Genomic DNA, 26,683 nt, shown 5'->3' on the forward strand with positions numbered 1-26,683 from the left:
GGCCAAGACTCAGACCCCGTACTCGGCGGTCAGCAGCGCCCGGCCCAGGGTGTGGAAGGTGAGGTTGAAGCCCACCTGGGCCGGCGGGGTGTCGGCGGCGACGTCCAGCTTCTCGACGTCCAACGCGTGCACCGCGAAGACGTAGCGGTGCGGGGCGCCGGGCGGCGGGGCGGCGCCGTCGTACCGGTTGGACGGGAAGTCGTTGCGGCCGTGGAAGGAGGCCCCGCCGGGCAGGTCGGCGTCCGAGGACCCGGCGCCGCGCGGCAGCTCGGCGGTGTCGGCGGGCAGGCCGAGGGCGAGCCAGTGCCACCAGCCGGAGCCGGTCGGCGCGTCCGGGTCGTAGCAGGTGACCGCGATGCTCCGGGTGCCCTCCGGCAGGCCCGACCAGGACAGCTGCGGCGAGAGGTTGCCGCCGGCGTGGATGAACTCCTGCCCCAACGTGCCGCCTTCGGTGATGTCCTGGCTGCTCAGCCGGAACGACGGCACCTTCGGCAGGAACTCGTACGGCAGCGGCGGGCGATTGCTCATGGGGTGTGCCACCTCTCACGGTCGGAATGACAGAGGTCACTGTAATGGGGTGCACGCACGCTCCCGGCGCCCCTAGAGTCGGTGGCATGGCCGCCAAATTCGCCCAGTTGTTCGCAGACTCCCGCCGCGCGCTGTTCACGATGCTCGGCGTCCAGGCCGTCATCTGGTCGGTGCAGGTGGCCAACTGGCTGGGCGACTACGGGCTGTCGCGGGAGTTCGGCCTCCGCTCGGAGCAGGTCGGCGACCTGCCGGAGATGTTCACCTCGCCGTTCCTGCACTTCAGTTGGAGCCACATCGAGGCCAACTCCTGGCCGCTGTTCGTGCTCGGCTTCCTGTCCGCCTACCGGGGCATGCGGAAGTTCCTGCTGGCCAGCCTGGTGATCGCGGTGTCCGGCGGCCTGCTGGTCTGGCTGCTGGAGAGCCCGAACACCGTGACGGCCGGCGCGAGCGGCATGGTCTACGGCTACCTGGGCTACGTGGTGCTGCGCGGCGTCCTGGACCGCAACGTGCTGGACGCGGTGGTCGGCATCGTCGTCGCGGTGGTCTACTCGACCATCCTGATCGGGGTGCTGCCGGTCACCCCCGGCGTCAGCTGGCTGGGCCACCTCGGCGGGCTGATCGGCGGACTGGCCGCCGCCTTCCTGCTCCGCGACCAGCCGGCCTCGAAGCGGGCCACGCAGTCGGCCGCGAAGCAGGCGAACACCCCGGACAGCCCGGGAACCGCCCTGCTCAAGCAGCTGGACGAGCTCGGCCTGTAGCCCGCGCCGCGGCCGCCCCACGGCCGGCGCCACAGCCGGCCGCGGCCCCCGTAACCCACCCGGGCCATCAGGTATAGACCAATCCCGACGCCTGCGGATAGCGTGGACGGCTCACCCTCCCCCAGCTCCGGAGCCGCACCGTGGAGTCGTCCGTCCTCGCCTTCGCCACCGACCTGCTCGACGAGGGCGCCGACACCTTCTTCGGCAACCTCACCGACCGCGCCGGGGTCGGCGGCGTGACCCTCGCCTCGGTCTACCACGAGGCCCGCGACGTCTTCCCGCACAACCCCCGGCGGGTGCTCCGCTACCTGGAGCCGGGCGCGGCGTACTTCCGCCCCGACCCGGTCCGCTGGCTGGGCCGCCGCCTCGCGCCCGTGCCGTCCACCGCGATCGGCGAGCGCGACCCCTTCGCCGAGGCCGCCGAGGAGGCCCGCCGCCGCGGCCTGAAGCTGCACGCCTGGACGGTCTTCTGCCACAACGACCGGCTCGGCTTCGCCCACCCCGACTGCGCCCCGGCCAACGCCTTCGGCGACCGCCACCTCACCGAGCTCTGCCCGGCGAACCCGGAGGTCAGGGAGTACGCGCTGACCCTGGTCGCCGAACTGGCCCGGTACGGCGTGGACGCGATCCGCGCCGAGTCCCTGCACTTCCACGGCCTGCGCCACGGCTACCACCACGAGCGCTACTTCGAGGAGCTGGGCCCGACCGCCGAGGCCCTGCTCGGGGTCTGCTTCTGCCCGCACTGCCGCACCGCCGCCACCGCCGCCGGGGTCCCGGCCGAGGAGGTGGCCGAGGCGGTCCGCGCCGAGTTGCGCCGCCGGCTGGCCGACGAGGCCGCGGCCGCCGAGCCGGCCGACCTGAGCGCCCTCGCCGACGGCGCCTTCGCCGCCTACGTGGACGCCTCCGCCGCCACCGTCACCTCGCTGGCCGCCGACCTCACCGAGCAGGCCCGCCGGCACGGCATGCGGCTGAGCTTCATGGACGGCGGCGGCCCGGGCAGGGGCTGGCTCGCCGGCATCGACCTGCCCGCCCTCGCGCAGGTCACCGACCAGGTCGAGACCCTCGGCTACGAGCGGACCCCGGAGGCCGTCCGGGAGAAGATCGCCGCCTTCGCCCTGCACGGCGTCCGTCCGCGGTCCATGGCGGTGATCCTGCGCCCGATGTCCCCCGACTGCGACGGCCCGGAGAACCTCGCCGCCAAGATCACCACCCTGCGCGAACTCGGCGTCCCCGAGGTGGAGTTCTACCACTACGGCCTGATGCGGCTGTCCTCCCTGGACCGGATCGGCGCCGCGCTCGCCGGCTGACCGCCCGGCGCCCCGGGCAGCCGGACACCGCCGCCCACCCGGCCGCTCAGCGGCGCCGCTTGGACGTCCCGAAGAGGCTCGACCGGCGCCGCCTCCGGCCTGGGGGCGCGCGCCATCAGCTTCTCGTACGCCGACTCCCGCTCGATCGCGTCCCGGTAGCGCGCCGTCAGCGGCGAGGTGTCCACCACCGCCCGCAGGGCCGCCGCCTCGATCGGCCCCGTCAGCGACCGCGGCGCCCGCAGCCCGGTCGCCGCGACCGGTGTCGGCGCGCCCCGCCCGGAGAACTGCTCGGCGATCAGCTGGACGGTCTTGGTCGTGCCGGTGCCGGCGGCCCCGGCGACCAGCCCGTGCCGGTTGAGCGCGCCCAGCGGGATGCGCACCCGGGCGTCCGGGTACGCGGTGCCGTCCACTTCTGACCAGATCGGAACGCTTCGGAACGCTTCGGCATCGGCGCGGAACCCGATCGGCACCGGGCGATGTTCGCGACATTTCCCATCAAACAGCCGCATTCGTCCATGCGCAGTTCACACCGGCGCGCGTGGCGGCGCCGCGGCTGCTGCGCCATCCGCCACCCAAACGGTAGGCTTTCCGTGTGATCTTCAAGCGCATCGGCAATGGGCGGCCGTACCCGGATCACGGCCGGACGAGCACCCGCCAGTGGGCTGACGTCGCCCCGCGCCCGGTGCGACTCGACCAGCTGGTGACCACCAAGGGTCAACTCGACCTCGAAACCCTTCTGGCCGAGGACTCGACGTTCTACGGGGACCTCTTCGCCCACGTGGTGAAGTGGCACGGCGACCTCTACCTGGAGGACGGTCTGCACAGGGCCGTCCGCGCGGCGCTGCAGCAGCGCCAGGTGCTGCACGCCCGTGTCCTCGAAATGGAGTGACGGGCCCCACCCCGGGGCCGTCCCTCCCGCACGGACCTTCCGGACCGCCCCCCGCCACCCGGCGGAGGGCGGTCCGTCCGTACCCCGGTACCCCCTTTCGGGTACCGGGGTACGCCAGATGATGATCGTTTAGTACCTTCGAAGCCGTACGGCACTACGCTGCTGACTACGGCCGCGACCAGGGGATTCCGCCCGCACCGGGGGAGGTCCCCACCCGGCCGATCCGTCATCCCGACCCCGCCCTGGCACGAGGGGGAGACAAACCGTGAGCATGTTGACTCCCCGAGGCCTCAAGGGGAAGCAGTACCGCGTCACCGGCAACACCTACCCGCGGTTGGGCCGGCCCCCGAAGAAGAGCCGCAAGGTGGTCGCCACACTCGCCGGCCTGCTCGCCCTGGCCCTGGTCGCGCTCGGCGGCGTGCAGCTGTACGACATCTTCACCGGCAGGAACAAGAACGCCTCGGCGCAGGCCTGCGCGACCCCGTCCGGCAAGGCCCTGGCCGCCCCGACCCCGGGGGCCGCCCCGGGCGCCCCCGCCGCCGGTGCCCCGGCCGCCGGGCAGGGCGACCCGAACGCCGTCCCGCAGCCCACCGCGGTCACCGTGAACATCTACAACGCCACCACCAAGGCCGGTCTGGCCGGCCGGACGGCCGAGGAGTTCAAGAAGCGCGGCTTCGTCATCGGCAAGGTCGGCAACGCCCCGGCCGAGCTGGACAAGAAGGTGCCCGGCACCGCCCAGGTGATCGCCGGTCCGACCGGCGCCGGCGCGGGCACCCTGGTCGGCTCGCAGATCGCCGGGGCCGCCGTCACCGCCGACGCCCGCACCGACGCCAGCGTGGACTTCGTGATCGGCGACAGCTACAACGCCCTGCTGGACGAGACCCAGGCGGCCGCCGCCCTCGCGCTGGCCACCAAGCCCTCCCCCACCCCGGCCGCCACCGGCAGCTGCTGACCCACCGGACGAACGGACAGGAGAGCCCCCGGCAGACGCAGCGCCGGGGGCTCTCGGTGTTCGGTGGTTCGGGTGGGCAGGCTCAGCCGGCCGTGCCGTAGAGCCGGTCGCCCGCGTCGCCCAGGCCGGGGACGATGTAGCCGTTCTCGTTGAGCCGCTCGTCCAGGGCGGCGGTGACCACGGTGACCGGCAGGTCCGCCAGCTCCCGTCGCATCACCTCGACGCCCTCGGGGGAGGCCAGCAGCACCACGGCGGTGACGTCGGTCGCGCCGCGCTCGATCAGCATCCTGATCGCGGCGACCAGGGTGCCGCCGGTGGCCAGCATCGGGTCGAGCACGTAGACCTGGCGGCCAGAGAGGTCGTCCGGCATCCGGGTGGCGTAGGTGGAGGCCTCGAGGGTCTCCTCGTTGCGGACCATGCCGAGGAAGCCGACCTCGGCGGTCGGCAGCAGGCGGGTCATCCCGTCCAGCATGCCGAGGCCGGCCCGCAGGATCGGGACCACCAGCGGGCGCGGGTAGCTGAGCCGGGTACCCAGCGTGACCGCCACGGGCGTGGTGATCTCCACCTCGTCGGTGCGGACGTCCCGGGTGGCCTCATACGCGAGGAGGGTCACCAGCTCGTCGGTCAGGCGACGGAAGGTCGGCGAGTCGGTGCGCTCGTCGCGCAGGGTGGAGAGCTTGTGGGCGACCAGGGGGTGGTCGACGACGTGGAGACGCATGTATCGAGGTTAGCCCGCTCCTGGACGGGTGTACGACTCGCCGTGCCCCACCCGCGCGCAGGTGCGGGTGACACGCCGGTGACACGCCGTGACCCGCCGCGGCTGTCCGGACGGAAGTGCCTTCTGTGGTATCAACCGGGCCGTTCTGGGAATGTCACGTCTTATGACGAGCAACCCGAACGCCGGGGACGGCTCGATGGACGAGCCCTTCGACGGGGCGGGCCGCAGCCAGGGCCCGCCGTACGACCACCCGGAGACCGAGGCGGAGCGCCGCAAGCGGCGGGCCGTCTTCCTGCGCGAGCTCACCGAGGCGCGCGAACTGCGGGAGCGGGTCCAGCCCCGGCGGACCAAGGAGCGGCGGATGCGCGAGGCGATGCGGATGCGAACCTTCCGGATCTGACACGACCCGGAGGCGCCCCCGGCCCGTCCTGACGCGATCCTGACGCGCACCCGGCGCGGCCCCCGGACCGCCCGCGATCGGCGGCGGCGGCCCCGTTCCGGCGTTCGGAGCAAATTTCGACCGGCTTCGGACCGCCCCGGCCGGAAAACGCCCTCCGCCACCCGGTCCTTCCGACACGACCTGCAAAGACGCGCTGCCGAACACCCCCCGCGAGGGCGGGCTTTCTGTCACGATTCCGATGGGACGGTCCGAACAAGCGGACCGCCTCTGGCGCGGGGGCGGCCAGTTTTCCGCGTTGCCCGTGCGCGCCGACAGCCGAGACCGATGATCTTGGGAGTGTCCCTGGTGGCGTACTTCGCTGCAGTGCTTGCTCGCTCCGAGGACGGGTGGGATGTGAGCGAGACGGAACTCGACGACGTCGAAACCCTGGCCGATCTGGCCGACCTGGCCCGCGACTCCACCCAGGACGACGACAGCGTCCTGATCTTCATCGAACAGGAGGACGCCTGGTTCGCCATCGTCCGCGTGGACGGCGAGGAGGACCCGCGGATCTTCGTGTCGGACGGCGCCGCGGCCGCCCGCAGCTCCTACGGCTCCGTCCTCACCGACGAGTTGGTCGACCAGGCCGGAGAGAGCGAGTTCGGCGACCTGGACCACCTGCTGGACGAGGCCGAGGAGGCCGAGGAGCAGGACGAGGAGGAGGCCGACGTCCGCGGCGGCGTCCCGGTCGGCCCGCTCGGCGACGCCCACCTGCTCACCGAGTTCGGCCTCGCCGCCGAGGAACTGCTCGCGCTCAGCGGCGAGGGCGCGGTGCCGGGCGACGCCCTGGAGGAGATCGCCGAGGCCCTCGGCTGCGGCGAGGTCCTGGAGGCCGTCCGGTAGCGGGTCGGCCGTGCCGGTGTCCGCCACCGGATACCCGACACTGGATGCCATGCAGCCCGCCACCTCGCTGACCGTCCCGCACGTCCCCCCGCTGCCCGCCCCCGTCCGCCCCGACCCGGTCCGCGACCGCTGGGCGGCGCCGATGCGCCTCGCCATCGCCGAGGCCGCGCTGGCGCCGGCCACCGGGGACGTACCCGTCGGGGCACTCGTCCTGGGCCCGGACGGCCGGGTGATCGGGCGCGGCCACAACGAGCGCGAGGCGGTCGGCGACCCGACCGCGCACGCCGAGGTGGTCGCGATCCGGCAGGCGGCCGAGCAGATCGGAGAGTGGCGGCTGAGCGGCTGCACGCTGGTCGTCACGCTGGAGCCGTGCACGATGTGCGCCGGGGCCATCGTGCTGTCCCGGATCGACCGGGTGGTCTACGGCGCCCTCGACGAGAAGGCCGGCGCGGCCGGCTCGCTCTTCGACGTGATGCGCGACCGCCGGCTCAACCACCGCCCCGAGGTGGTCTGGGGCGTCCTCGCCGAGGAGTGCGGCGAGCAGTTGCGCGCCTTCTTCGACACCCACCGCTGAACACCCGCTGAACTCCCGCCGCCGAGGGCCCGCCGGAAGCCGCGGCGATACGGATTTCGTGACTGCGCCACCCCTCCGGTAGAGTTCCTCTCGGTAGCGTGTCCGAGCGGCCAAAGGAGCACGCCTCGAAAGCGTGTGTGGGGGCAACTCCACCGTGGGTTCGAATCCCACCGCTACCGCTCGAAAGCCCGAGGGCCCGTCCGATCCGGACGGGCCCTCGGCGTTTGTCGGGTCGGTGCGCCGCCCACCGGCGCCGTGCACGGGTCGGCGCGGACACGGGAGCGGGAACGAAAACGGCTCCGTACCCCGGGCCGATGACCACCGGTGCCCGGTCCGTACGGAGCCTGGAGGGGGGAGCGGCTCGGGGGGACCGACCGCTCCCCCGACGGAGTCCCACAACCGGCGCCGCGTCGGGGGGAAGCCGCGGCCACCGGTCCCACAGCGGGGAGCTCCGGATCCATGCACCGGGGATTCCTGCCAGATCCTCGGTACGTCTTCCATCCTGCCGCCCGGCCCACGACGGGGCACCCGGAGAAAGGCCTCACTCGCGGGGACCTTCGTCCCGCCGGCCGAACGCGTCGCACACTTGATAGCCCGTCCGGGTGGATAAGCTGCCCCTGCAGGCCGCTCGGGGACCGGATGACGGCGGCCCACGGCTCGGAGGAAGGTCACCCGATGGCGCAGGCGAAGAAGATCGGCATGGTCCTCCTGCTCGTCTTCGTGCTCTACTCGATCATCACCTCCCCCTCGCGGTCCGCCGAGCTGGTGCAGCTCGGGTTCGAGGGGATCTCGAACGCGGCCAAGGCGGTCGGCGCCTTCATGACAGGTCTGATCAAGTGACGGACGGCCACCCCTTCGAATGGCCGCCGGCCCCCGTGCACCGGCTACGGTGTGCGGGACCCTCTGTCCCCGTCCGCGAGGAGCGGCAATCGTGATCCGCCACCTGGTCCTGTTCAAGCTCAACGAAGGCGTCGGCAAGGACGAAGAGCGCGTGCTCGCCGGCGCCAAGGCCTTCGAGGCGCTCGGCGCGGTGATCCCCGAGCTGCGCGAGTGGGAGTGCGGCTGGAACACCACCGAGCGCGACATCGCGTACGACTACGCGATCAACAGCCTGGTCGAGGACCGCGACGCCCTCCAGGCCTACCTGACCCACCCGGACCACCAGGCGGCGGCCGGCCTCTGGCGCGAGTTCGCCACCTGGGTCATCGCCGACGTCGAGGTCTGAGCACCCGTCCGGCCCCGAGCCGTCCGACCGGCCCGCCCCGAGCCGGTCCCGCGCCCGTCCCGGGCCCTTCCCCCGGACGGCCGCCGCGCCCCGTCCGCACCCGCGGGCGGGGCGCTCTGCTCCGTCCCCGGAGCGACCCGTGCGGCGCTTCGCCGGCCGGCCCGGGAAACGTTGAAAGCCCCACCAACACACCTCCGTCGGGTGCTTGCCCGACCTGTGCCCACCTTGTGATGCTATGACCGGTTTTGCCGGACCTGGCTAGGTGGAGAACCGGCCGCGACACCCGATCCGCGGGGCCCGCCGTCGACGACTTTGGGAGGGGTGAGGTGTCCGTGGACGAAGTGCTGGCTGCGATCACCAGCCCGGCCGGCGAGCTCCGCCCGGACCGGCTGCGCGGCCCCGGCGGCCGGCCCGTCGTGGACGTCCGGACGTTGACCCGGGTGCTGTTCGAGCGGCTCGCCGAACTGCCCCCCGACACCCCCGAGCGGGAACGGGTCAGGGCCGCCCTGATCGAGGTGAACATCCCGCTGGTCCGCTACGCGGCCACCCGCTTCCGCAGTCGCAGCGAGCCCATGGAGGACGTCGTCCAGGTCGGCACGATCGGCCTGATCAACGCGATCGACCGCTTCGACCCCGGCCGCGGCGTCCAGTTCCCCACCTACGCGCTGCCGACCATCCTGGGCGAGATCAAGCGCTACTTCCGGGACAACGTCCGCACCATGCACGTCCCGCGCCGGCTCCAGGAGCTGTGGGTCCAGGTCAGCGGCGCGATGGAGGAGCTGACGGTGCTGCACGGGCGGGTGCCCAAGGTGCCCGAGATCGCCGCCAGCCTGCGGATCCCCGAGGAGGACGTCCGGGCCTGCCTGGACGCCGGGCGGGCCTACAACGCGGCGTCCCTGGAGGCCGCGCAGGAGCACGAGGGCGGGCTCGCCCTGCTCGACCGGCTCGGGTACGAGGACTCCGCGCTGGCCGAGGTCGAACACCGGGACATGGTCCGCCACCTGCTGGTCCAGCTCCCCGAGCGGGAGCGGCGGATCGTGATGCTGCGCTTCTTCGCCAACCTGACCCAGTCCCAGATCAGCACCGAGCTGGGGATGTCCCAGATGCACGTGTCCCGGCTGCTCTCACGGATCCTGACCAGGCTTCGAACCGGCAACTCCTGGGAAGAGTGAGATTGCAGCGCGTCACCCCGGCGTGACATCTTGCGACGTTCGGGTTTGCCGTGGACCGTGTTCCGGTATGGAGGGGGAAGGCCCTCGCCCGGGAACCACCGCGCGACGGCCCCCGTTCAACCGACAGTCACAAGGGGGTGGGTGCATGTCCGGAGAGCTGGGCACTGCGGAGATCCACGCTGGCCAGGCCAACGGCACGGCCGTCGTCGAGGACCTGGTCCCGCGGCAGCGGGTCGAACCGGTCCGGCCGCCCGGCCCCGACGCGGGATCGGAGACGCCGCCCGGCTCCGGGCTGGACACCCGGACGCTCTCCCGCTCGCTGTTCCTGCGGCTGGCCTCGCTGGACCCCGGCAGCACCGAGCACGCCTACGTCCGCGACACCCTGATCGAGCTCAACCTGCCGCTGGTCCGGTACGCCTCGGCGCGCTTCCGCAGCCGCAACGAGCCGATGGAGGACATCGTCCAGGTCGGCACGATCGGCCTGATCAAGGCGATCGACCGGTTCGACCCGGAGCGCGGGGTGGAGTTCCCCACCTTCGCGATGCCCACCGTGGTCGGCGAGATCAAGCGCTTCTTCCGGGACACCAGTTGGTCGGTCCGCGTTCCGCGGCGGCTCCAGGAGCTGCGGCTGGCGCTCACCAAGGCCGGCGACGAACTCTCCCAGCGGCTGGACCGCTCCCCCACCGTCGCCGAGCTGGCCACCTGCCTGGGGGTCAGCGAGGAGGACGTGGTCGAGGGCCTCGCGGTCGGCAACGCGTACACCGCCAGCTCGCTCGACTCCAGCACCGGCGAGGAGGACAGCGACGGGCCGCTGGCCGACCGGCTGGGCTACGAGGACCTCGCGCTGGAGGGCGTCGAGTACCGGGAGTCGCTCAAGCCGCTGCTGGCCAAGCTGCCGCCGCGCGAGCGCCGGATCATCATGCTGCGGTTCTTCGGCAACCTGACCCAGTCGCAGATCGGCGAGGAGATCGGGATCTCCCAGATGCACGTCTCCCGGCTGCTCACCCGGACGCTCACCCAGCTGCGCGAGGGGCTGGTCAACGAGGGCTGAGCCCGCCGCACCGGGGCCGGGCCGTTCTTCGGCCCGGCCCCGCGCCGCGTGCCGGGCCGATCCGGCGCGGTGGCACGGTTCAGGCCATCGCCGCGCAGCACCGCCCCGCGACGGGGAATCAGCCCGTCAGCCGCCCGTCAGCGGCCCGGATCCCGGGTGTCCGGCGCGCCGCGCGGCACCGGCGCCCGCGTCCGACCAGCGGCGTTCCGCCCGGCTCCGGTGACGCATTCCGTACGCTCCGGAATCCCCGCGGCTCGGTATGCTGATCAACCGCGCGAGCACTTCCATTGCATATTCGGACTGTCACATGGCACAGCGGTGCCCGATATTGCATGAACCTGCCCAACGGGGCAGCGGGATGTGCAAGAGTGTGATGGGCAAGGGCAACAGTGCAGGTGTCCCGTCCGCCCCACTGGGCCGCACCGTCGGTAACCACGTGTAGCACTCGGCTTCCGGTTTTTCATTCTCAATTCATTATTTGCGCCGCCGGTACAGTTCCGGTCACAATCAGCGCCTTCATGGCTTCGCCATGAACGTTGGTAACAGGTTCGCTGCACTCTCGCCCAATTGGTCCCTCGCACCGCTGTCCCTCGACCAGGATGGGCCCCGGGCAGCCTGCTGCCCGCGAACAGCTACACGGGCAGGCGAGCGGCGAGCAGCGCCGCGCCTGCCCCAAGGGGAGGATCACCATGGGTCGAGCGACCCGAAGAGTCGCCGCGTGCGCGGCGGCAGTCCTGCTGGCCAGCGGCTTGCAGACCACCCTGGCCCACGGCGAGACCACGCCGCCCAGGATCGACCTCACCGTCCTGGTCGTCGACGACGGCGGCCCGTCCGTCGCGGCCATCGCCGCCGAGCTGAAGAGCCAGGGGACGCCCTACAAGGTCGTCAGCCTCAACGACCCCAACCGACCCGTCATCAACTCCGCTTTCCTGAGTGACACGGTGAACGGCCTGCCCCGGGGGAAGTTCCAGGGCATCGTGCTGCCCAACGAAAACCCCTTCCCCAACAGTGCCGCCGAGATGACGGCGATCGCGAGCTACGAAGCCGCATTCAACGTCCGCCAGATCGACGCGTACACGTGGGCCAACCCGGCAGTGGGTCTGAACTACGCTCAGAATCCCGGATTCGTGGGCACTCTGGACGGATTCCAGGGCGCCACCACCGCCGCCGGAACTTCGGGCCCGTTCGGGTACCTCAAGGGCAGCGTCCCGTTCGAGGACAACGACCCGAACGTCAGCGAGAGCTACGGGTACCTGGCCACCCCGCTCGCCGGTCTGCCGGCCGGCGCCTCGTTCGTCCCGCTGGTCGACGCGCCGATACCCAGCACGACCGCCCGCGGTTCACTGGTCGGCGAGTACACCCACGACGGCCGCAAGGAACTGGTCGTCACGTTCGTCTACAACCAGTACCAGCAGCAGTACCGCCTGCTGGCCCGCGGCATGGTCGACTGGCTCACCCAGGGCGTCCACCTCGGCTACGACCGCAACTACTTCGCCACCCACGTGGACGACGTCTTCCTGGCCGACGACCGCTGGGACACCGCGCTCAAGTGCACCCCCGGCGACGTCACCTGCCCGCCCGGCACCCCGGACACCGCCAACCCGATCCGGATGACCGTCGACGACGCCAACCACCTGAAGCAGTGGCAGGCCGCCAACAACTTCACCCTGGACATGGTGTTCAACGGTGGCGGCAGCGAGGACTGGAAGGCCGACCACGAGACCACCGTGGACCCCACGGCGGACCAGATGATCGCCGACCAGAGCAGCTACCGGTGGGTCAACCACACCTACACCCACCCGTACCTGGGCTGCGTCCAGAACGTCGCCGTGGTGCCGTGGGTCTGCAGCAAGAACGCCGCGGGCGGGACGGTCTGGGTCGACCAGAACACCATCTCCACCCAGATCCAGAACAACTTCGACTGGGCCGCCGCGCGCAGCCTCCAGGTCGACCCGCAGACCCTGGTCACCGGTGAGCACTCCGGTCTGCTGACCGCCCCGCAGGAGACCAGCGACAACCCGAACCTGGCGCCGGCGCTGGCCTCCCACGGCATCAAGTTCACCGCCAGCGACGCCTCCCGCGAGAGCGGCCAGCGCGCCGTCGGCACCTCCACGCTGACCGTGCCGCGGTACCCGATGAACGTCTTCTACAACGCCGGCACGGCGAAGGAGGAGGCCGACGAGTACAACTGGATCTACACCAGCAAGGCCAACGGCGGCAGCGGCGTCTGCGAGAACAACGCCAACTCGACCTGCCTGTCGCAGCCGCTGGACACCAGCACCGGCTACCAGTCGTACATCGTGCCGCTGGAGGCCCGGATCGACCTCGGCCACGTGCTGAACAACGACCCGCGGCCGCACTTCGTGCACCAGTCGAACCTGTCCGAGGACCGCATCCTGTACCCGGTGCTGGAGAAGATCCTCGGCACCTACCGCTCGCTGCACGCGGACAACGCCCCGATCGTGAACCTGAGCCAGCGCGAGATCGGCCAGGAGTTCCAGCGCCGCGCGGCCTGGAACAACGCGCTCGCCGCCGGCCAGGTCACCGCCTACCGGGTCGGCAACACCGTCACCGTGAACGCGCCGTCCGGCGTTCAGGTCCAGGCCACCATGCCGACCGGAACTGCTCAGAAGCTGGCCATCGGGACGGGCGGGTTCGGTTCGTCCTACGCCGGTACCCTCTCGGGTTGGGTGGCCCCGGGCGCGCTGCAGAGCAGCGTCACCCTGCAGCTGCCGTCCGCCCCGGCCGCCCCGGCGGCCGTCGCCCCGAGCGTCGCGGCCAAGTCCGTCCCGGCCCCGGTGCCGGCGGACAAGAAGGTCGTGCCGCAGGGCGTCGCCACCCCGGTCCCGGTGGGCCCGAGCGACACCACGCGCAAGCCCGCCGCGTCCCTGGTCCCGGGTAGCGGAACCCCGGTGCCCGGCAAGGACGTCGTCGCTGGCACCATCGGTCAGGGCGGCAACGGCCACCACGGCGACACCGCTGCGACGAAGAACGGCAAGGCGTCTGGGGGGACGGCCACGCCGAGCAGCACCACCGGACGCTCCGGCAACCGGTAACCGGTACCACCCGCCGTCGGCGGGGTCGGGCCGGTCGCCCGGCCCGGCCCCGCCACGGCTCCCGTTCCGGTCATCCAGGCCGGAACCGACGCAAGAACAGGAGGGGGGACAGGAATGCGCGTCACCCTGCTCACCGAGGGGACGTATCCGCACCAGCACGGCGGCGTGAGCGTCTGGTGCGACCAGCTCGTTCAGGGCATGCCGGACGTCGAGTTCGACGTCATCGCCGTCACCGGAACCGGCCACGAGTCGCTGGCCTGGGAACTGCCCGCCAACGTGCGGTCGGTCACCACCGCACCGCTGTGGGGGCCGGCCTCGGAAGGCCGACCGCCGCGCGGCAAGGAGATGCGGCGCTTCCTCAACGCGTACGAGCGCTTCCTGCACTCCATCCTCGATCCGGTCTACACCACCCACTTCGGCACCGAGCTGTACAACTTCGCCGACCTCGCCCGGCACGGGCTGCTCAGCCCGGCGCTGCGCAGCGAGCGCGCCCTGCGCACCCTCCAGCACGTCTGGACCCGCGACTACCTGCCGACCGCCGTCTCCCGGCCCACCATGCACGACGCCCTGAACGCCACCGACCTGCTGGAGCACGCCCTGCGGCCGCTCTCGGTCGAGCCGCCCAAGGACGGCGTCGCGCACGCGGCCAGCGGCGGGCTCGCCACCCTGCCCGGGCTGATCGCCGCTCAGCAGTACGGCGTACCGTTTCTGCTCACCGAGCACGGCATCTACCTGCGCGAGCGCTACCTGGGCTATCGCACCGGCCCGTACCGCTGGCCGGTCAAGGCGCTGCTGCTCGGCTTCTACCGGATGCTCGCCGAGGAGAGCTACCGGCAGGCCGCGCTGGTCACCCCCGGCAACCGGTACAACCGGCGCTGGGAGGAGCGCGGCGGCACGCCGTCCTCGCACATCCGCACCGTCTACAACGGGGTGGACCCGGCGGCCTTCCCGCCGGCCGGCCCCGAACCCGAGACGCCGACCCTCAGCTGGGCCGGCCGGGTCGACCCGATCAAGGACCTGGAGACACTGATCCGGGCCTTCGCCATCGTCCAGCGCGAGATCCCCGAGGCGCGGCTGCGGCTCTTCGGCGGCACTCCCAAGGGCGGCGAGGCGTACCGGGACGGCTGCATAGCCCTGGCCGCCGAGCTCGGCATAGCCGACTCGGTGGCCTTCGAGGGCCGCGTCGCCGACATCACCGACGCGTACGCGGCGGGCAACGTGGTCATGCTCTCCAGCATCAGCGAGGGCTTCCCGTTCACCCTGATCGAGGCGATGTCCTGCGGCCGCGCGACCGTCTCGACCGACGTCGGCGGCGTGCGCGAGGCCGTCGGCGACACCGGACTGGTCGTCCCCCCGCGCGAGCCGGAGCCGATGGCGGCCGCCGCGATCGAGCTGCTGCGCGACGCCGAACGGCGCGCCCGGCTCGGCGAGGGCGCCCGGCTCCGGGTGATCGAGCAGTTCACCCTCCGCCAGAACATCGACGGCTTCCGCGGCATCTACACCGAACTCCTGGGCACCGCCCGCTGGATGCCGGGCGGCATGGTCGCCGTCACCGACCAGGCCCCCAGCCCCGACTGGGACCAGCAGCTGGCCGCCGCCCGCCCCGAGCCGAGCGAGGTCGGGGCGTGAACGAGCGTTGGGGGTACCCCCGGCCGAAGGCTGGGGGAGAGCGAACCATCGAGAGGCGCGTGTCCCGCGAAGCGGCCGCCGAGCACAGCGAGGTCGGGGCATGAGTGGTCCACTGCGTCTGATCCCCGGCGAGGGCGGTCCCGAGCACACCATGCAGCTGCGCACGCTGCCGCTCAAGCGACGCCGCCCCGCCCCGCCGGAGCCGGAACCGGATCCGGAAGACTCGCTCTACCTGCCCGCGGACCCGCTGGACGAACTCGCCGAGCGCCTGCGCGACGTCTGCGCCGACGCCGTCCACCCGTACGAGATCGCGGCCTTCCTGGAGTCCGACGGACTCTCGGACGAGCAGGCCGCCCTGCTGTACGGCCGCCCCGACGCCTTCACCGTCGCCGAGGAGCTGTTCGAGAAGGTCGAGCGCCGCTACCCCGGCCCGAGTTCCGAGTTCGCCAACCCCTGGCGGGCCGACCCCTGGCGCTGCGTGGTGCGCGGCCTGGTGTTCGCGCTGCCGGGACTCGGCTACCTGCTCGGCGCCAGCCTGTTCGCGACCACCCGGATGCGCTTCGGCCTGCCCTCGGGCATGCTCGCGCTGTCCGTCGCCACGCTGGTCAGCTGGGGCTTCAACCAGGCGCTGGCGCACCGCTCCTACCGCTGGCTGAGCCGGCTGCGCCGCCGCGACGCCGCGGTCTGCCTGGCCTTCGGCGCCCCGGCCGGCGCGCTGGTCGCCTCGGTCGCCGCGTACCTGGTCGGCGGGCCGCTCGGCGCGCTGTGCTTCGCCGCCGGGCAGTCCTGCTACCTGGCCGCGGCCACCGTGCTGCTGGTGCTCGGGCGGGAGAAGTTCCTGCTGCTGGCACTGGCCCCGGCCTCGGTCGGCGCGGGCGTGGTACTGGCGGTGGACGTCCCGCAGCTGGTCCGTACGGTGGTGCTGCTCGCCTCGGTGGCACTGGCGGTCGGGCTGGCCGTCCGGGAGCTGCTGGCCTGCATCCGCGGCGGCGAACGCGAGTCCGTCGAGCTGAGGCTGCCGGTCCGCCAGGAGCTCCCGCACCTGCTGTTCGGCCTGGCCTGCGGCGCGCTCACGCTGATCGCCGGCCTCGGCGGGACCATCCACCAGGCCGTGCAGACCGGCGGCCACGCCACGCAGGGGACGTCGACCACCCCGACCGGCCCGGCCATGATCGCGCTGACGCTCAGCCTGGGCCTCGCCGAGTGGCTGCTCTTCCGCTACCGGGCGCTGGCGGTGGCCGCGCTGCGCACCAGCCACACCAGCGGCCAGTTCTCCCGCCGCACCGGTGCGATCCTGCTCGGCTGCCTGTTCATCTACCTCACCACCGTGGCCGCGCTGGACGCCGCCGCGACCGTGCTGTGGCCCGGCGCCCCCGCGCTCGGCGTGCCGCAGCTCGGCGCGATGCTGCTCCTCGGCGGCTCGCTCTGGCTGGCGCTGCTGCTGAACGCCTTCGGGTTCAGCTGGAGCACCGCCCTCGTCTGTCTGGCCGCCGCGGTCGCCGAGAGCGCCGGGCTGCTGGCAGGTGTGGACCCGATCGTCCTGCAGCTGATCGGCTGCGGGGCGGCCGCCGTCGTCCTCACCGCACTCGCCGGGCCCGCGCTCGGCCGCACCACCCAGCACCGCTGAACACATCGAATATCCCGCACGCCTTCCTTCGCGTGCACCGCCGTACCCGTTCCACCCGAGACACCCACCCGTCGGCGGCGGCCGGCCGTCACCGAGCGTCGGCCGCCCCGGCAGATCGAGAAAGCGAAATCCGCATGAGCAGCGTCGCGGTAACCGGAGCCGAGGGCTTCATCGGCTCCCACCTCGTCGAGACCCTGGTCGCCGACGGGCACCACGTCCGCGCGATGGTCCAGTACAACTCGTTCTCGTCCTTCGGCTGGCTGGAGACCCTGTCCGCGGAGGTGCTGGAGTCGGTCGAGATCATCCTCGGCGACGTCCGGGACCCGGGCTCGGTCAACGGCCTGGTCAAGGGCACCGAGGCGGTCTACCACCTGGCCGCCCTGATCGCGATCCCGTACTCCTACCGAGCCCCCCACTCGTACGTGGACACCAATGTCACCGGCACCCTGAACGTGCTGGAGGCGGTGCGCCACCTGGAGATCCCCCGCCTGGTGCACACCTCCACCAGCGAGACCTACGGCACCGCGCAGACCGTGCCGATCACCGAGGACCACCCGATCAACACCCAGTCCCCGTACGCCGCCTCCAAGGCGGGCGGAGACCGGCTGGCGGACAGCTACCACGCCAGCTTCGAGACCCCGGTCGTCACCCTGCGCCCGTTCAACACCTTCGGCCCTCGCCAGTCGATGCGCGCCGTCATCCCGACCGTGATCGCCCAGGTCGCGGCCGGCCAGACCGAGATCACCCTCGGCGACCTGCGCCCGACCCGCGACTTCATGTTCGTCAAGGACACCGCCAACGCCTTCCGCACGGTGGGCACCGCCCCCGCCGAGACGGTGGTCGGCCGGACCTTCAACGCCGGCACCGGCGGCGAGATCTCGGTCGGCGACCTGGTCACCCTGATCGGCAAGCTGATGGGCGTGGACCTGGTGGTGAAGGAGGACGAGCAGCGCATCCGTCCGACCAACTCCGAGGTCATGCGCCTGGTCGCGGACGCGACCCGGCTGCGCGGGGCCACCGGCTGGGCCCCGGAGTTCAGCCTGGAGCAGGGCCTGGAGCAGACCATCGAGTTCTTCCGCGACCCGGCCAACCTGGCCCGCTACAAGACCGACATCTACAACGTCTGACCCGCCGCAACCGATCTTGCTCGTCCTGGTAACCAAGGTTCGTGTCCTGCACATCCTTTCCGTGGGGGAAACACCATGCACGCAGTGATCCTGGCCGGCGGTAAGGGCGTCCGTCTCCGCCCGTACACCACCGCGCTTCCCAAGCCGCTCGTTCCGATCGGCGACCAGCACGCGATCCTGGAGATCGTGATGCGACAGCTCGCCGCCGCGGGCTTCCAGAGCGTCACCCTGGCCATCGGCCACCTCGGCCACATCATCCGCGCCTACGTCGGCAACGGCTCCCAGTGGGGCCTGCGGGTCGGCTACGCCGTCGAGGACAGCCCGCTCGGCACCATGGGCCCGCTGCTCACCATGCAGGAGCGCCTGCCCGAGCACTTCCTGGTGATGAACGGCGACATCCTGACCGACCTGGACTTCGCCGGGGTGCTCAAGCACCACGAGGCGTCCGGCGCCCCGCTGACCATCGCCACCTACGCCCGTCAGGTCAAGATCGACTTCGGGGTGCTGACCGCCGCCGAGGGCACCATCACCGGCTTCCAGGAGAAGCCCAGCATCGACTACCGCGTCTCGATGGGCGTGTACGGCGTCTCCCGCTCGGCACTCGCCAAGTACACCCCCGGCCTGCCGCTGGGCTTCGACGAGCTGGTGCTGGACCTGCTGGCCGCCGGAACCCCGCCCGCGGCCTACGAGTTCGGCGGCTACTGGCTGGACATCGGCAGGCCCGACGACTACGACCGGGCCAACGCCGAGTTCTCCACCATCCGCCCGGTCCTGATGCCCTTCGAGTCGACCGGCCCCATCCCGGGCGGCGTCGCGGAACTGCCGATCCCGGCCGCCCGCACCGCTCCGGACGACGCGACCGCCGAGCCCGCCGCCGCGGGCGTGGAGAGCGACGGACGGGCCGCGTGAGAATCCTGCTCCTCGGCGGCGACGGCTTCCTCGGCCGTCACGCCACCGCCGTCCTGCGGTCACTGCCCGGTGCCACCGTGCTGACCGCGGGCCGGCGGCCCACCCACGACCTCCGGCTGGACCTGGCCACCGCCCAGGCCGGCCCGCTCGGCGAGGAACTGTCCACGCTGGCCCCCGACGCGGTGGTCAACTTCGCCGGCGCGGTGGCCGGCAGCGCGGTCAAGCTCGCCGAGGTGAACGCCCGCGGCCCGGCGGTGCTCTGCGAGGCGCTGTCCCTCGGCGCCCCGAAGGCCCGCCTGGTGCACATCGGTTCGGCCGGCGAGTACGGCGTCTGCGCGCAGGGCGAGTCCCTCAGCGAGGACGCCGACGCCCGCCCGGTCGGCGTGTACGGCGCGACCAAGCTGGCCGGCTCCCTCGCGGTGGCCGGCTCGGCGCTGGACGCCGTGGTGCTGCGGGTGTTCAACCCGGTCGGCCCCGGCGCCCCGGCGGGCTCGCTGCCCGGCCGGCTGGCCGCCGAGCTGCGCCGGGTGGCGCCCGAGGGCGCCGACGGCGTGATCACGGTCGGCGACCTCTCCGCGTACCGGGACTTCGTCGACGCCCGGGACGTGGCGAAGGCGGTCGGCCTGGCCGTCACCGCCGACCGCCCGCTCCCCCGGGTGCTCAACCTGGCCTCCGGGCACGCCCGGCAGGTCCGGGCGATCGCCGACGGGCTGGTCGCCGCGGCCGGCTTCACCGGCCGGATCGACGAGAGCGGGGCCGGCTCGGAACGCTCGGCCGGGGTCTCCTGGCAGCAGGCCGACGTGTCGGCCGCCGCCCGGGAACTCGGCTGGCGGCCGGAGACGGATCTCGCCGACACCCTGCGGGACCTGTGGCTCGGCACCGCCGGGCCCACGCCCGACCCGGTGGTCGCATGACCGCCGGGCAGACCCCCGACGGCCGCCTGCTGGTGCCGCTGTACGTCCACCCCGCGGTGGACCCGGCGGCCTGGCGGGCGGTCGCCGCCGCCGACCCCACCCGGGTCGCCGCCGTCGTGCTCAACCTCGCCGACGGCCCGGGCGCGGTCCCGGACCACGTCTTCGCCGAGGCGGCCGACGAACTCCGCGCCGCGGGGCTGCCGTTGGTGGGATACACCGACACCGACTACGGACGCCGACCGCACGCCGCCGTGGTGGCCGACATCCTGACGTACCGCCAGCGCCACGGCATCACCGGCGTCTACCTCGACCAGGTCAGCACCCACCCGGGCGCGCTGGCGCACTACCGGCGGCTGGCCACGGCCGCCCGCGCGGCCGGCTGCGGCACCGTGGTGTTCGGCCACGGCGAGCACCCGGACCCGGGCTACGCCGAGGTCGGCCTCGCCGACCTGCTGGTCACCTTCGAGGGCGACTGGGACGCCTACCGCGGCATGACGCTGCCGCTGTGGACCGGCCGGCACGCTGCCTCCCGCTTCTGCCACCTGGTCTACGACGTCCCCGTCGAACACGCCCGGGACGCCGCCGCCCTGATCGCCGCCCGGCGAGCCGGCGTCGGCTGCGCCGTACCGGGAGCCGGGGACAACCCCTGGCGCACCCTGCCGTACGGCCTGAACGCCGCTGAACTGACCTGACCCGATCCGGAGTCCGACTACCGTGAACCGTCGCAACCGGCTGCTTCCGGCCGCCCTGGCCCTCGCCACCACCACCGCCCTGCTGGTCAGCTCGTGCAGCAGCTCGGGATCGGAGGACGACCAGGACGCGGCCGACGGCACCCCCGGCAACTCCCCCGCGGCCACCGCGCCGAGCACCCCCGGCACCCCCGACGCGACCAGCGCCGCGCCGGACACCCCGGCCCCCGCACCCACCGCTCCCGGCACCACCGTCCCGGCCCCGGGCACGCCCGGCGGAACCCCGCCGCCCGCCACCCCGCCGGGAACCGGCTCCCCGCCCGGCAACCCGGCACCGCCGCCGGCCGGCGCCCGCTGGCAGCCCACCCCCGGCCTGGCCTGGCAGTGGCAACTCGGCGGCGGCGTGGACCAGTCCGTGGACGTACCGGTCTACGACATCGACGGCTTCGAGAACGACGCCTCGGTGGTGGCCGCACTGCACGCCAAGGGCCGCAAGGTGATCTGCTACATCAACGCCGGCTCCTGGGAGGACTTCCGCCCCGACTCCGCCGCCTTCGCCAAGTCCCTGCAGGGCTCGGACACCGGCTGGAAGGGCGAGAAGTGGTTCGACATCCGCAAGCTCGACCAGCTGAAGCCGCTGATGGCCGCCCGCTTCGACATGTGCAGGAGCAAGGGCTTCGACGCCGTCGAACCGGACACCATCGAGGCCTACAACCAGAACAGCGGCTTCCCGCTGACCGCCGACGACCAGCTCAGGTACAACCGGATGCTGGCGCAGCTCGCCCACGAACGCGGCCTGGCCATCGGGCTCAAGAACGACCTCGACCAGATCCCGGCGCTGCTCGGGGACTTCGACTTCGCGGTCAACGAGGAGTGCTCGCAGTTCGACGAGTGCGACCGGGTCGCCCCGTTCGTCAAGGCGGGCAAGGCGGTCTTCCACGTCGAGTACAAGCTCGACACGGACCAGTTCTGCGCCAAGGCCAAGTCGCTGGGCTTCAGTTCGATGCGCAAGAAGCTCGAGCTGAACGCCTGGCGCAAGCCCTGCTGAGGAGTTCCTCCACCGTCGCGCGGGTGACCCGGACGAGGGCCACCCGCGCGAGGGTCACTTGACCGCCAGCCAGATGACGCCGCCCAGGACGACCAGCGCGACGACGGCGATCAGCGCGATCACGCCGGTGCGACTGCCGCTCTTGCTGCTGCCGTAGGTGGAAACGTTGCCCGGAGCCTGCGGGGCCGGGCTCTCGTCGACGAACGCCCGGAACATCTGGGTGCTGCCGGCGGAGTCGTAGTCGTTGTCAGCCATGGCAGGGACTCTAACGAATCGGCCCACCTCAGGCACACCCCGGACCCCCGTCGCGCGGGACACACCACCCCCACGTGCGACAGCGGTACGAAGGGCTCGTGAAACCGTACGGTTCACGGAACACACCCCTCCGCGATCCGGTTGACTGGGATCATGACCGGAAACCACAGCCGGGTGAGCCTCGGCACCTCCGACCTGTCCGTCTTCCCGCTCTCCCTCGGCGGCAACGTCTTCGGCTGGACGGCCGACGAACAGCAGTCCTTCGCCGTCCTGGACGCCTACGCGGCGGCCGGCGGCAACTTCGTCGACACCGCCGACGTCTACTCCTCCTGGGCGCCGGGCAACACCGGCGGCGAGTCGGAGACCGTCCTCGGCAACTGGCTGCGCAGCCGCGGCAACCGCGAGGACGTCGTGATCGCCACCAAGGTCGGCATGCTCGCCGAGCGCAACGGCCTGGGCGCCGCCAACGTCAAGGCCGCGGCCGAGGACTCGCTGCGCCGCCTGGGCGTCGAGCGGATCGACCTCTACTACACCCACCGGGACGACGACACCCCGGTCGAGGAGTTCGTCACCGCGCTGGACGAGCTGGTCCGCGAGGGCAAGGTCCGGGCGGTCGCCGCCTCCAACATCTCCGCCGAGCGGCTCGCCGAGGCGCTGGCCTTCGCCGACCGCGAGGGCCTGGCGAAGTACGTCGCCGTCCAGCCGCACTACAACCTGGTCTCGCGCGACACCTTCGAGGGCCCGCTGGCCGACGTCGTCGCCGAGCACGGCCTGGCCACCGTCCCGTACTACGCGCTGGCCTCCGGCTTCCTGACCGGCAAGTACCGTCCGGGCGTCGGTGACGTGGCCAGCGCCCGCGCCGAGGGCGCCGCCCGCTACCTGGCCGAGCCGCGCGGCCCCAAGGTGCTGGAGGCGCTGGACACCGTCGCCGCCGAGCAGGAGGTGGAGCCCGCCTCCGTCGCCCTGGCCTGGCTCGCCGCCCGACCGACGGTCGCCGCCCCGATCGCCAGCGCCCGCACCGTCGAGCAGCTCCCGGCGCTGCTGGCCGGCGCGACCCTGAAGCTCACCCCGGAGCAGACCGCCCTGCTGGACGCCGCCTCCGCCTGATTCGCGCCGGTCCGGAAGCTCCCCCTCGCAGGCCGCGAACTCGCCCCGCTCCGGGCGCGGTTCGCGGCCTGCGGCGTTCCGGATCACGTCCGCCTGCTCGGGAACCATCGACGGGGCCGAAAAGTCATGGTCAATGAACGACCAAGCACGGACCAAGACTTCATGACCGAGACGCCAACACGGGGGAACGCTTTGGCTGACAATCCTGCCTGGGACGGCCTGTTCGACGACGAGGACCGGAAGAAGTACGCGGGCCTGCGGCTCAACTCCGCCGGTGGCGGCGGGAGCGGCGGCAAGGTGACCGTCAGCCCCGCCGACCTGAAGGCGCGGGCCGGCACCGTCGACGAGATCAGGGGCAACTTCCACACCGTCGACGACACCGCCGCGGAGAAGACCACCACCGCCTATGCCGCGCTGACCAGTTGGCAGACCGGCCCGGAGCTGCGCAACCGCTCCATCCGCTGGGACAGCCAGGTCTCCACCCTCGGCAACCTCCTCTACGACATCGCCGAGCGGCTGCGGAAGACCGCCGACCAGTACACGGCGACCGAGAACGCCAACAAGCAGAACCTGTCCGGCGGGAACTGAGGGGGCCACCACCGTGCTGAGCTACGAGATCGTCCGCAACGCCAGGATCGAGCCGCTGCACGCGGCCGCCGAGGAGTGGAAGACCCTCCAGGCCCGCTACGTCGGCTTGAAGGACCGGCTGACCGGCGAGGTCGCCGACAAGCTGGCGGCCGGCTGGGAGGGCGAGGCCGCCACCCAGGCCCGCACGCAGATCAAGAAGGCCGCCGAACAGCTCGACGCCGCCGGAAAGGAGTCCGCCGACATCAGCGGACTGCTCGCCGACGCCGCCCAGCAGTTCACCGCCGCCCAGAACCTGCTCAAGAAGATCGCCGACGAGGACGGCCCCGCCGACCACCTGAAGGTGGACGGCACCGGAAAGGTCACCGACGTCCACCCGCTGCTCAACGACAAGAGCGCCCAGGAGGACCCCGAGTACCAGACGGTGTTCCTGCCCCAGCGCAAGCGCGCGGTGGAGAACCTGGTCCACAGCCTCGAAGCGGCGCTCCAGCAGGCCGCCGACGCGGACCAGGCCGCCGCCTGGGCGCTGCGCGCGGACCCGAACGGCGCGAACGACCACTCGTTCAACGCCAACGGCTACCACAGCCTCCAGGAGGCCACCGAGGCCCGCAAGGACCTCTCCGACGCGCTCGCCCTGGCCGGAAAGGGCGGCGACCTCTCGGTCGAGGAGCTGACCAGGCTCAACTCCCTGCTGGAGAAGCGCAAGAGCGACCCGGCGTTCGCCGAGCAGTTCGCCACCACGCTCGGCCCGCGCGGCACCCTGGACTTCTGGCGCGACGTCAACGACCCGGCGAAGTTCGGCAGGTACAGCAAGGAACGCAACGAGGCCGTGAAGCAGCTCCAGGCCTCGCTGGGCGCGACCCTGGGCACCGCCACCCAGAGCCACTCCAAGCCCATGCAGGACTGGGAGAACGAGATGATCAAGCTCGGTCCCCAGCTCGTGAAGCGCGAGGGCGGTGGCCCGATGCCACTGGGCTACCAGCTGATGAGCAGCCTGATGCGCTCCGGCGAGTACGACTCCGACTTCCTCAACTCCTACGGTGAGAGCCTGCTCAAGTACGAGCGCGACGCCAAGGTCGATCCGCAGGTGATCTGGGCGCCCGACTCCACCCAGCCGAAGTGGGACCACCTCGGCGAGGGCCGTGGCGGCGACGCCGTGGCCGGCTTCATGGAGTCGCTCAGTCACAACCCCCAGGCCTCCACCCGCTTCCTGGACCCGGGCGACCCCCGGACCAACGACCACCTCAAGTACCTGCTGGACGAGCGCGGTTGGCCGGACGAGATCCGCGACGGCAAGTACGTCCAGGGCCAGCACTCGCTCGGCCTGGCCATCGAGGCCGCCGCCACCGGCGACCGGGCGGGCCAGGAGGACACCGTCAGGCATCACAGCGAGGCCCAGGCCCGGGTCATGCGCGACACCGTCAACATGCTGGACGGCGGCATCGGCCACGAGAAGCTCCCGGCCGGCATGCAGCGCCCGATCGCCAACGCGCTGGCCGACTACACCGCCGACACCCACGACATCCTCTCCGGCACCAACCGCGCGGCCAAGGACCACTCCGGCGAGGACGCCAGCGGCGTCTGGGTCGACCCGGTCACCGGGGAGACCAGGATGGCGACCGACAAGGGCTCCCTGGTCCGGGTCCTGCGCGGCATCGCCGACGACCCCGAGTCCCACCACATCGTCCAGCAGGCCGAGATAGTGCACGTCGCCCAGCAGCTCGCCGAACTCCCGCCCAACGTGGGCGAGAAGGAGTGGAAGGGCGTGATGGCCAACTCCTCGGTCGCCCTCGGCGTGTACGACGCCGTCCAGGCCGACGCCATCCTCGACGAGCGCGACGACGACACCAAGGTCAAGGCCTGGCAGGCCAAGGGCCTGTACCAGGGCATCGGCACCCCGCTGAAGCTCGTCCCGGTCCCCGGGGTCGGGGCGATGGCCCAGAGCCTGCTCGGTGACGGGATCATGGGGTGGCAGATGAACGCCACCGCCGAGATCAACGCGGCCGCGGCCGGCCGGATCGAGGCGAACACCCTCACCGGCGCCGACGGCCGCAGCGGACACGAGGGGATCAGCGCCATGGTCGAGAAGTGGCAGCAGCAGCGGGCCGGACTCAACCCGGACGCCCCGGCCGTCGACTGGGACGAGCAGCAGATGCGGACGATCTACAACACCGGCCGCAGCGACGCCGCCGCCGCCCTCGGCCGCGGGGGCGAGAACAAGTGACGGCCGAGCCCGCGGAACCGCGCGGGGCCCGTCGGCGGTGGCGGCTTCCGGTCGCCGCCGCCGTCGGGCTGGTCCTCGTCGCCGGCGCCGTGTTCTACCTGGGCGGCGGGTACGACCGCTGGCAGGACGGCCGCTCGCTGGCCGGGCTCTGCCACGGCAGCGTGGACACCGCCGAGGTCGAGGACCTGCTCGGGGTGGACCGGGCGCGCGGCAAGGACGCCAAGGCGCCCGAGGGCCTGGCCGGCTGCTCCGTGGACAACGCCGGGAATCCCGGCAACGGCTTCCTGGACGTCCGGATCGACCGGAGCCAGGAGCGGGCCGACGGAGCGCTGCACAGGCTCGGCCGGGACCGTCCGAACCTCTCCACCACCATGGTGATGCCGCTCGGCCACGGCCGCAGGGGCGTCCTGGACCTCCAGGGCCGGATCGGCGCGACCGCCGTGGTCGCCCTGGACTGCCCCGCCCCGAACTCCCCGGGCCTGCTGATCACCGTCGGGGCCGTCCCGGCCGACGGCAACTACGTCCTCGACGACCCGGCCCGCCGGGCCCGGTTCGCCCGCGTCGCCGCCCGCGCCGCGGACGGCGCCGCCCGGGTCTGGGGCTGCACCGCGCCCTCCGGACCGCAGATCACCGAGGTCCCGTCGGACACCCGGTACGTCAAGGTCGCGGACGGCGCGGCCACCGGCACCTGCGCCGGCCTGTCCGGCACCACCAACGAGTCTGCGGCGGACCCGGACGCCCTGATCGAGGACTGCTTCCTGTACGCCGGCCAGGACGCCCCGCGCTTCCGCCTGGGCGCGTACTACCCGCCGTTCGCGGACGTCCTCCCCGCCGTCGCGGACTACCCGGTCACCGGCCCGGCGGGTGCCAAGGACGACGTGGCCTGGGCCACCGCCACCTGCCCCGGCGGCACCACCGCCCTCTTCACGGTGGCCACCGTGTTCGACGGGAACCACACCGCCGCGCCCGACCCGGCCCTGGAGAAGGACGCCCTGCGGACCTTCGCCGCCCGCTCCGCCCAGCGCCACGGCTGCTCGGCGCCACAGCTGCCCTGAGC

The 26,683-nt window shown here is 72.4% G+C and carries 26 protein-coding genes, 1 tRNA gene and 1 pseudogene; 24 read left to right on the forward strand and 4 right to left on the reverse strand.

Annotation, left to right across the window (positions count from 1 at the left end; translation table 11 throughout):
- Nucleotides 1-9 precede the first annotated feature (9 nt).
- Complete coding sequence (locus ACGF13_RS03235; protein WP_392868404.1) at nucleotides 10-528, reverse strand: YbhB/YbcL family Raf kinase inhibitor-like protein; 519 nt, start codon at nucleotides 526-528, stop codon at nucleotides 10-12.
- A gap of 86 nt (nucleotides 529-614) precedes the next feature.
- Between ACGF13_RS03235 and ACGF13_RS03240 the strand changes: the two genes are divergently transcribed.
- Nucleotides 615-1,286 carry a rhomboid family intramembrane serine protease gene (locus ACGF13_RS03240; protein WP_392868406.1) on the forward strand — a complete coding sequence of 224 codons (672 nt, stop codon included), beginning with the start codon at nucleotides 615-617 and terminating at the stop codon, nucleotides 1,284-1,286.
- Between the two features lie 140 nt (nucleotides 1,287-1,426).
- Nucleotides 1,427-2,593, forward strand: a complete 1,167-nt coding sequence (locus ACGF13_RS03245; protein WP_392868408.1) for a hypothetical protein — start codon at nucleotides 1,427-1,429, stop codon at nucleotides 2,591-2,593.
- Here the strand turns inward: ACGF13_RS03245 and ACGF13_RS03250 are convergent.
- On the reverse strand, nucleotides 2,536-3,003 hold the full coding sequence (locus tag ACGF13_RS03250; RefSeq protein WP_392868409.1) for a helicase HerA-like domain-containing protein: 468 nt from the start codon (nucleotides 3,001-3,003) through the stop codon (nucleotides 2,536-2,538). The two genes, ACGF13_RS03245 and ACGF13_RS03250, sit on opposite strands and share 58 nt — an antisense overlap.
- A gap of 182 nt (nucleotides 3,004-3,185) precedes the next feature.
- Between ACGF13_RS03250 and ACGF13_RS03255 the strand changes: the two genes are divergently transcribed.
- Nucleotides 3,186-3,482: a type II toxin-antitoxin system VapB family antitoxin gene (locus ACGF13_RS03255; RefSeq protein ID WP_030061387.1), complete on the forward strand. Its 297-nt coding sequence runs from the start codon at nucleotides 3,186-3,188 to the stop codon at nucleotides 3,480-3,482.
- Between the two features lie 271 nt (nucleotides 3,483-3,753).
- A complete protein-coding gene (locus tag ACGF13_RS03260; RefSeq protein ID WP_392868778.1) occupies nucleotides 3,754-4,434 on the forward strand; it encodes a LytR C-terminal domain-containing protein in 681 nt (226 codons plus the stop codon).
- A gap of 82 nt (nucleotides 4,435-4,516) precedes the next feature.
- Here ACGF13_RS03260 and upp read toward each other — a convergent pair whose 3' ends face one another.
- Nucleotides 4,517-5,152 (reverse strand): uracil phosphoribosyltransferase, encoded by a 636-nt coding sequence (upp, locus tag ACGF13_RS03265; protein WP_392868411.1) that lies wholly within the window; start codon nucleotides 5,150-5,152, stop codon nucleotides 4,517-4,519.
- Nucleotides 5,153-5,348: 196 nt separating this feature from the next.
- Here upp and ACGF13_RS03270 point away from each other — a divergent pair, with 196 nt between their 5' ends.
- From ACGF13_RS03270 to ACGF13_RS03345, 16 genes and pseudogenes are all read left to right on the forward strand, one after another.
- Nucleotides 5,349-5,552, forward strand: a complete 204-nt coding sequence (locus ACGF13_RS03270) for a hypothetical protein (RefSeq protein ID WP_392868779.1) — start codon at nucleotides 5,349-5,351, stop codon at nucleotides 5,550-5,552.
- A 324-nt stretch (nucleotides 5,553-5,876) separates the two neighbouring features.
- Nucleotides 5,877-6,434 (forward strand): tRNA adenosine deaminase-associated protein, encoded by a 558-nt coding sequence (locus tag ACGF13_RS03275; protein WP_392868413.1) that lies wholly within the window; start codon nucleotides 5,877-5,879, stop codon nucleotides 6,432-6,434.
- A 49-nt stretch (nucleotides 6,435-6,483) separates the two neighbouring features.
- Entirely contained in the window at nucleotides 6,484-7,008 is a 525-nt protein-coding gene (gene tadA / locus ACGF13_RS03280) for a tRNA adenosine(34) deaminase TadA (RefSeq protein WP_392868415.1), read from the forward strand.
- Between the two features lie 92 nt (nucleotides 7,009-7,100).
- Nucleotides 7,101-7,187: transfer RNA gene (locus tag ACGF13_RS03285), tRNA-Ser, on the forward strand.
- Nucleotides 7,188-7,683: 496 nt separating this feature from the next.
- On the forward strand, nucleotides 7,684-7,848 hold the full coding sequence (locus ACGF13_RS03290) for a hypothetical protein (protein WP_392868417.1): 165 nt from the start codon (nucleotides 7,684-7,686) through the stop codon (nucleotides 7,846-7,848).
- Nucleotides 7,849-7,939: 91 nt separating this feature from the next.
- Nucleotides 7,940-8,233 carry a Dabb family protein gene (locus ACGF13_RS03295; RefSeq protein WP_392868419.1) on the forward strand — a complete coding sequence of 98 codons (294 nt, stop codon included), beginning with the start codon at nucleotides 7,940-7,942 and terminating at the stop codon, nucleotides 8,231-8,233.
- Nucleotides 8,234-8,559: 326 nt separating this feature from the next.
- A complete protein-coding gene (locus ACGF13_RS03300; RefSeq protein WP_392868421.1) occupies nucleotides 8,560-9,405 on the forward strand; it encodes an RNA polymerase sigma factor SigF in 846 nt (281 codons plus the stop codon).
- A gap of 145 nt (nucleotides 9,406-9,550) precedes the next feature.
- Entirely contained in the window at nucleotides 9,551-10,456 is a 906-nt protein-coding gene (locus ACGF13_RS03305; protein ID WP_392868423.1) for an RNA polymerase sigma factor SigF, read from the forward strand.
- Between the two features lie 689 nt (nucleotides 10,457-11,145).
- Entirely contained in the window at nucleotides 11,146-13,512 is a 2,367-nt protein-coding gene (locus tag ACGF13_RS03310; protein WP_392868425.1) for a hypothetical protein, read from the forward strand.
- Nucleotides 13,513-13,626: 114 nt separating this feature from the next.
- Nucleotides 13,627-15,141, forward strand: coding sequence for a GT4 family glycosyltransferase PelF (gene pelF / locus ACGF13_RS03315; protein ID WP_392868427.1), 1,515 nt, complete (start codon nucleotides 13,627-13,629; stop codon nucleotides 15,139-15,141).
- Nucleotides 15,142-15,241: 100 nt separating this feature from the next.
- Nucleotides 15,242-16,768, forward strand: a complete 1,527-nt coding sequence (locus tag ACGF13_RS03320) for a hypothetical protein (RefSeq protein WP_392868429.1) — start codon at nucleotides 15,242-15,244, stop codon at nucleotides 16,766-16,768.
- Nucleotides 16,769-16,902: 134 nt separating this feature from the next.
- On the forward strand, nucleotides 16,903-17,895 hold the full coding sequence (locus tag ACGF13_RS03325) for an SDR family NAD(P)-dependent oxidoreductase (protein WP_392868431.1): 993 nt from the start codon (nucleotides 16,903-16,905) through the stop codon (nucleotides 17,893-17,895).
- A 75-nt stretch (nucleotides 17,896-17,970) separates the two neighbouring features.
- Nucleotides 17,971-18,672: pseudogene (locus ACGF13_RS03330) on the forward strand (NDP-sugar synthase); the annotation flags it as partial.
- Between the two features lie 128 nt (nucleotides 18,673-18,800).
- Nucleotides 18,801-19,718: an NAD-dependent epimerase/dehydratase family protein gene (locus tag ACGF13_RS03335; RefSeq protein ID WP_392868433.1), complete on the forward strand. Its 918-nt coding sequence runs from the start codon at nucleotides 18,801-18,803 to the stop codon at nucleotides 19,716-19,718.
- Nucleotides 19,715-20,410 carry a spherulation-specific family 4 protein gene (locus ACGF13_RS03340; protein WP_392868435.1) on the forward strand — a complete coding sequence of 232 codons (696 nt, stop codon included), beginning with the start codon at nucleotides 19,715-19,717 and terminating at the stop codon, nucleotides 20,408-20,410. The genes ACGF13_RS03335 and ACGF13_RS03340 overlap by 4 nt, the downstream gene beginning before the upstream one ends.
- Nucleotides 20,411-20,432: 22 nt before the next feature.
- The gene (locus tag ACGF13_RS03345) at nucleotides 20,433-21,455 is read left to right on the forward strand and encodes an endo alpha-1,4 polygalactosaminidase (protein WP_392868437.1); all 1,023 of its coding nucleotides are present in this window, start codon (nucleotides 20,433-20,435) and stop codon (nucleotides 21,453-21,455) included.
- Between the two features lie 54 nt (nucleotides 21,456-21,509).
- Here ACGF13_RS03345 and ACGF13_RS03350 read toward each other — a convergent pair whose 3' ends face one another.
- Entirely contained in the window at nucleotides 21,510-21,710 is a 201-nt protein-coding gene (locus tag ACGF13_RS03350; RefSeq protein WP_392868439.1) for a hypothetical protein, read from the reverse strand.
- A gap of 153 nt (nucleotides 21,711-21,863) precedes the next feature.
- Between ACGF13_RS03350 and ACGF13_RS03355 the strand changes: the two genes are divergently transcribed.
- The 4 genes from ACGF13_RS03355 (at nucleotide 21,864) to ACGF13_RS03370 (ending at nucleotide 26,681) form a co-directional block, all read left to right on the forward strand.
- Nucleotides 21,864-22,817: an aldo/keto reductase gene (locus ACGF13_RS03355; RefSeq protein ID WP_392868441.1), complete on the forward strand. Its 954-nt coding sequence runs from the start codon at nucleotides 21,864-21,866 to the stop codon at nucleotides 22,815-22,817.
- Nucleotides 22,818-23,009: 192 nt separating this feature from the next.
- The gene (locus ACGF13_RS03360) at nucleotides 23,010-23,405 is read left to right on the forward strand and encodes a WXG100 family type VII secretion target (protein WP_392868443.1); all 396 of its coding nucleotides are present in this window, start codon (nucleotides 23,010-23,012) and stop codon (nucleotides 23,403-23,405) included.
- A 13-nt stretch (nucleotides 23,406-23,418) separates the two neighbouring features.
- Nucleotides 23,419-25,626 carry a hypothetical protein gene (locus tag ACGF13_RS03365; protein WP_392868445.1) on the forward strand — a complete coding sequence of 736 codons (2,208 nt, stop codon included), beginning with the start codon at nucleotides 23,419-23,421 and terminating at the stop codon, nucleotides 25,624-25,626.
- Nucleotides 25,623-26,681 (forward strand): hypothetical protein, encoded by a 1,059-nt coding sequence (locus ACGF13_RS03370; RefSeq protein WP_392868447.1) that lies wholly within the window; start codon nucleotides 25,623-25,625, stop codon nucleotides 26,679-26,681. The genes ACGF13_RS03365 and ACGF13_RS03370 overlap by 4 nt, the downstream gene beginning before the upstream one ends.
- Nucleotides 26,682-26,683 lie beyond the last annotated feature (2 nt).

The organism is Kitasatospora sp. NPDC048286 (assembly GCF_043201735.1).
Lineage (GTDB): Bacteria > Actinomycetota > Actinomycetes > Streptomycetales > Streptomycetaceae > Kitasatospora.

What these genes read in the sequence shown, in the direction of transcription:
- ACGF13_RS03235 (WP_392868404.1), bottom strand. Translation starts at nt 528, where the DNA reads ATGAGCAATCGCCCGCCGCTGCCGTACGAGTTCCTGCCGAAGGTGCCG.
- ACGF13_RS03240 (WP_392868406.1), top strand. Translation starts at nt 615, where the DNA reads ATGGCCGCCAAATTCGCCCAGTTGTTCGCAGACTCCCGCCGCGCGCTG.
- ACGF13_RS03260 (WP_392868778.1), top strand. Translation starts at nt 3,754, where the DNA reads ATGTTGACTCCCCGAGGCCTCAAGGGGAAGCAGTACCGCGTCACCGGC.
- upp (WP_392868411.1), bottom strand. Translation starts at nt 5,152, where the DNA reads ATGCGTCTCCACGTCGTCGACCACCCCCTGGTCGCCCACAAGCTCTCC.
- ACGF13_RS03270 (WP_392868779.1), top strand. Translation starts at nt 5,349, where the DNA reads ATGGACGAGCCCTTCGACGGGGCGGGCCGCAGCCAGGGCCCGCCGTAC.
- ACGF13_RS03275 (WP_392868413.1), top strand. Translation starts at nt 5,877, where the DNA reads ATGATCTTGGGAGTGTCCCTGGTGGCGTACTTCGCTGCAGTGCTTGCT.
- tadA (WP_392868415.1), top strand. Translation starts at nt 6,484, where the DNA reads ATGCAGCCCGCCACCTCGCTGACCGTCCCGCACGTCCCCCCGCTGCCC.
- ACGF13_RS03290 (WP_392868417.1), top strand. Translation starts at nt 7,684, where the DNA reads ATGGCGCAGGCGAAGAAGATCGGCATGGTCCTCCTGCTCGTCTTCGTG.
- ACGF13_RS03305 (WP_392868423.1), top strand. Translation starts at nt 9,551, where the DNA reads ATGTCCGGAGAGCTGGGCACTGCGGAGATCCACGCTGGCCAGGCCAAC.
- ACGF13_RS03310 (WP_392868425.1), top strand. Translation starts at nt 11,146, where the DNA reads ATGGGTCGAGCGACCCGAAGAGTCGCCGCGTGCGCGGCGGCAGTCCTG.
- pelF (WP_392868427.1), top strand. Translation starts at nt 13,627, where the DNA reads ATGCGCGTCACCCTGCTCACCGAGGGGACGTATCCGCACCAGCACGGC.
- ACGF13_RS03320 (WP_392868429.1), top strand. Translation starts at nt 15,242, where the DNA reads ATGAGTGGTCCACTGCGTCTGATCCCCGGCGAGGGCGGTCCCGAGCAC.
- ACGF13_RS03325 (WP_392868431.1), top strand. Translation starts at nt 16,903, where the DNA reads ATGAGCAGCGTCGCGGTAACCGGAGCCGAGGGCTTCATCGGCTCCCAC.
- ACGF13_RS03340 (WP_392868435.1), top strand. Translation starts at nt 19,715, where the DNA reads ATGACCGCCGGGCAGACCCCCGACGGCCGCCTGCTGGTGCCGCTGTAC.
- ACGF13_RS03350 (WP_392868439.1), bottom strand. Translation starts at nt 21,710, where the DNA reads ATGGCTGACAACGACTACGACTCCGCCGGCAGCACCCAGATGTTCCGG.
- ACGF13_RS03355 (WP_392868441.1), top strand. Translation starts at nt 21,864, where the DNA reads ATGACCGGAAACCACAGCCGGGTGAGCCTCGGCACCTCCGACCTGTCC.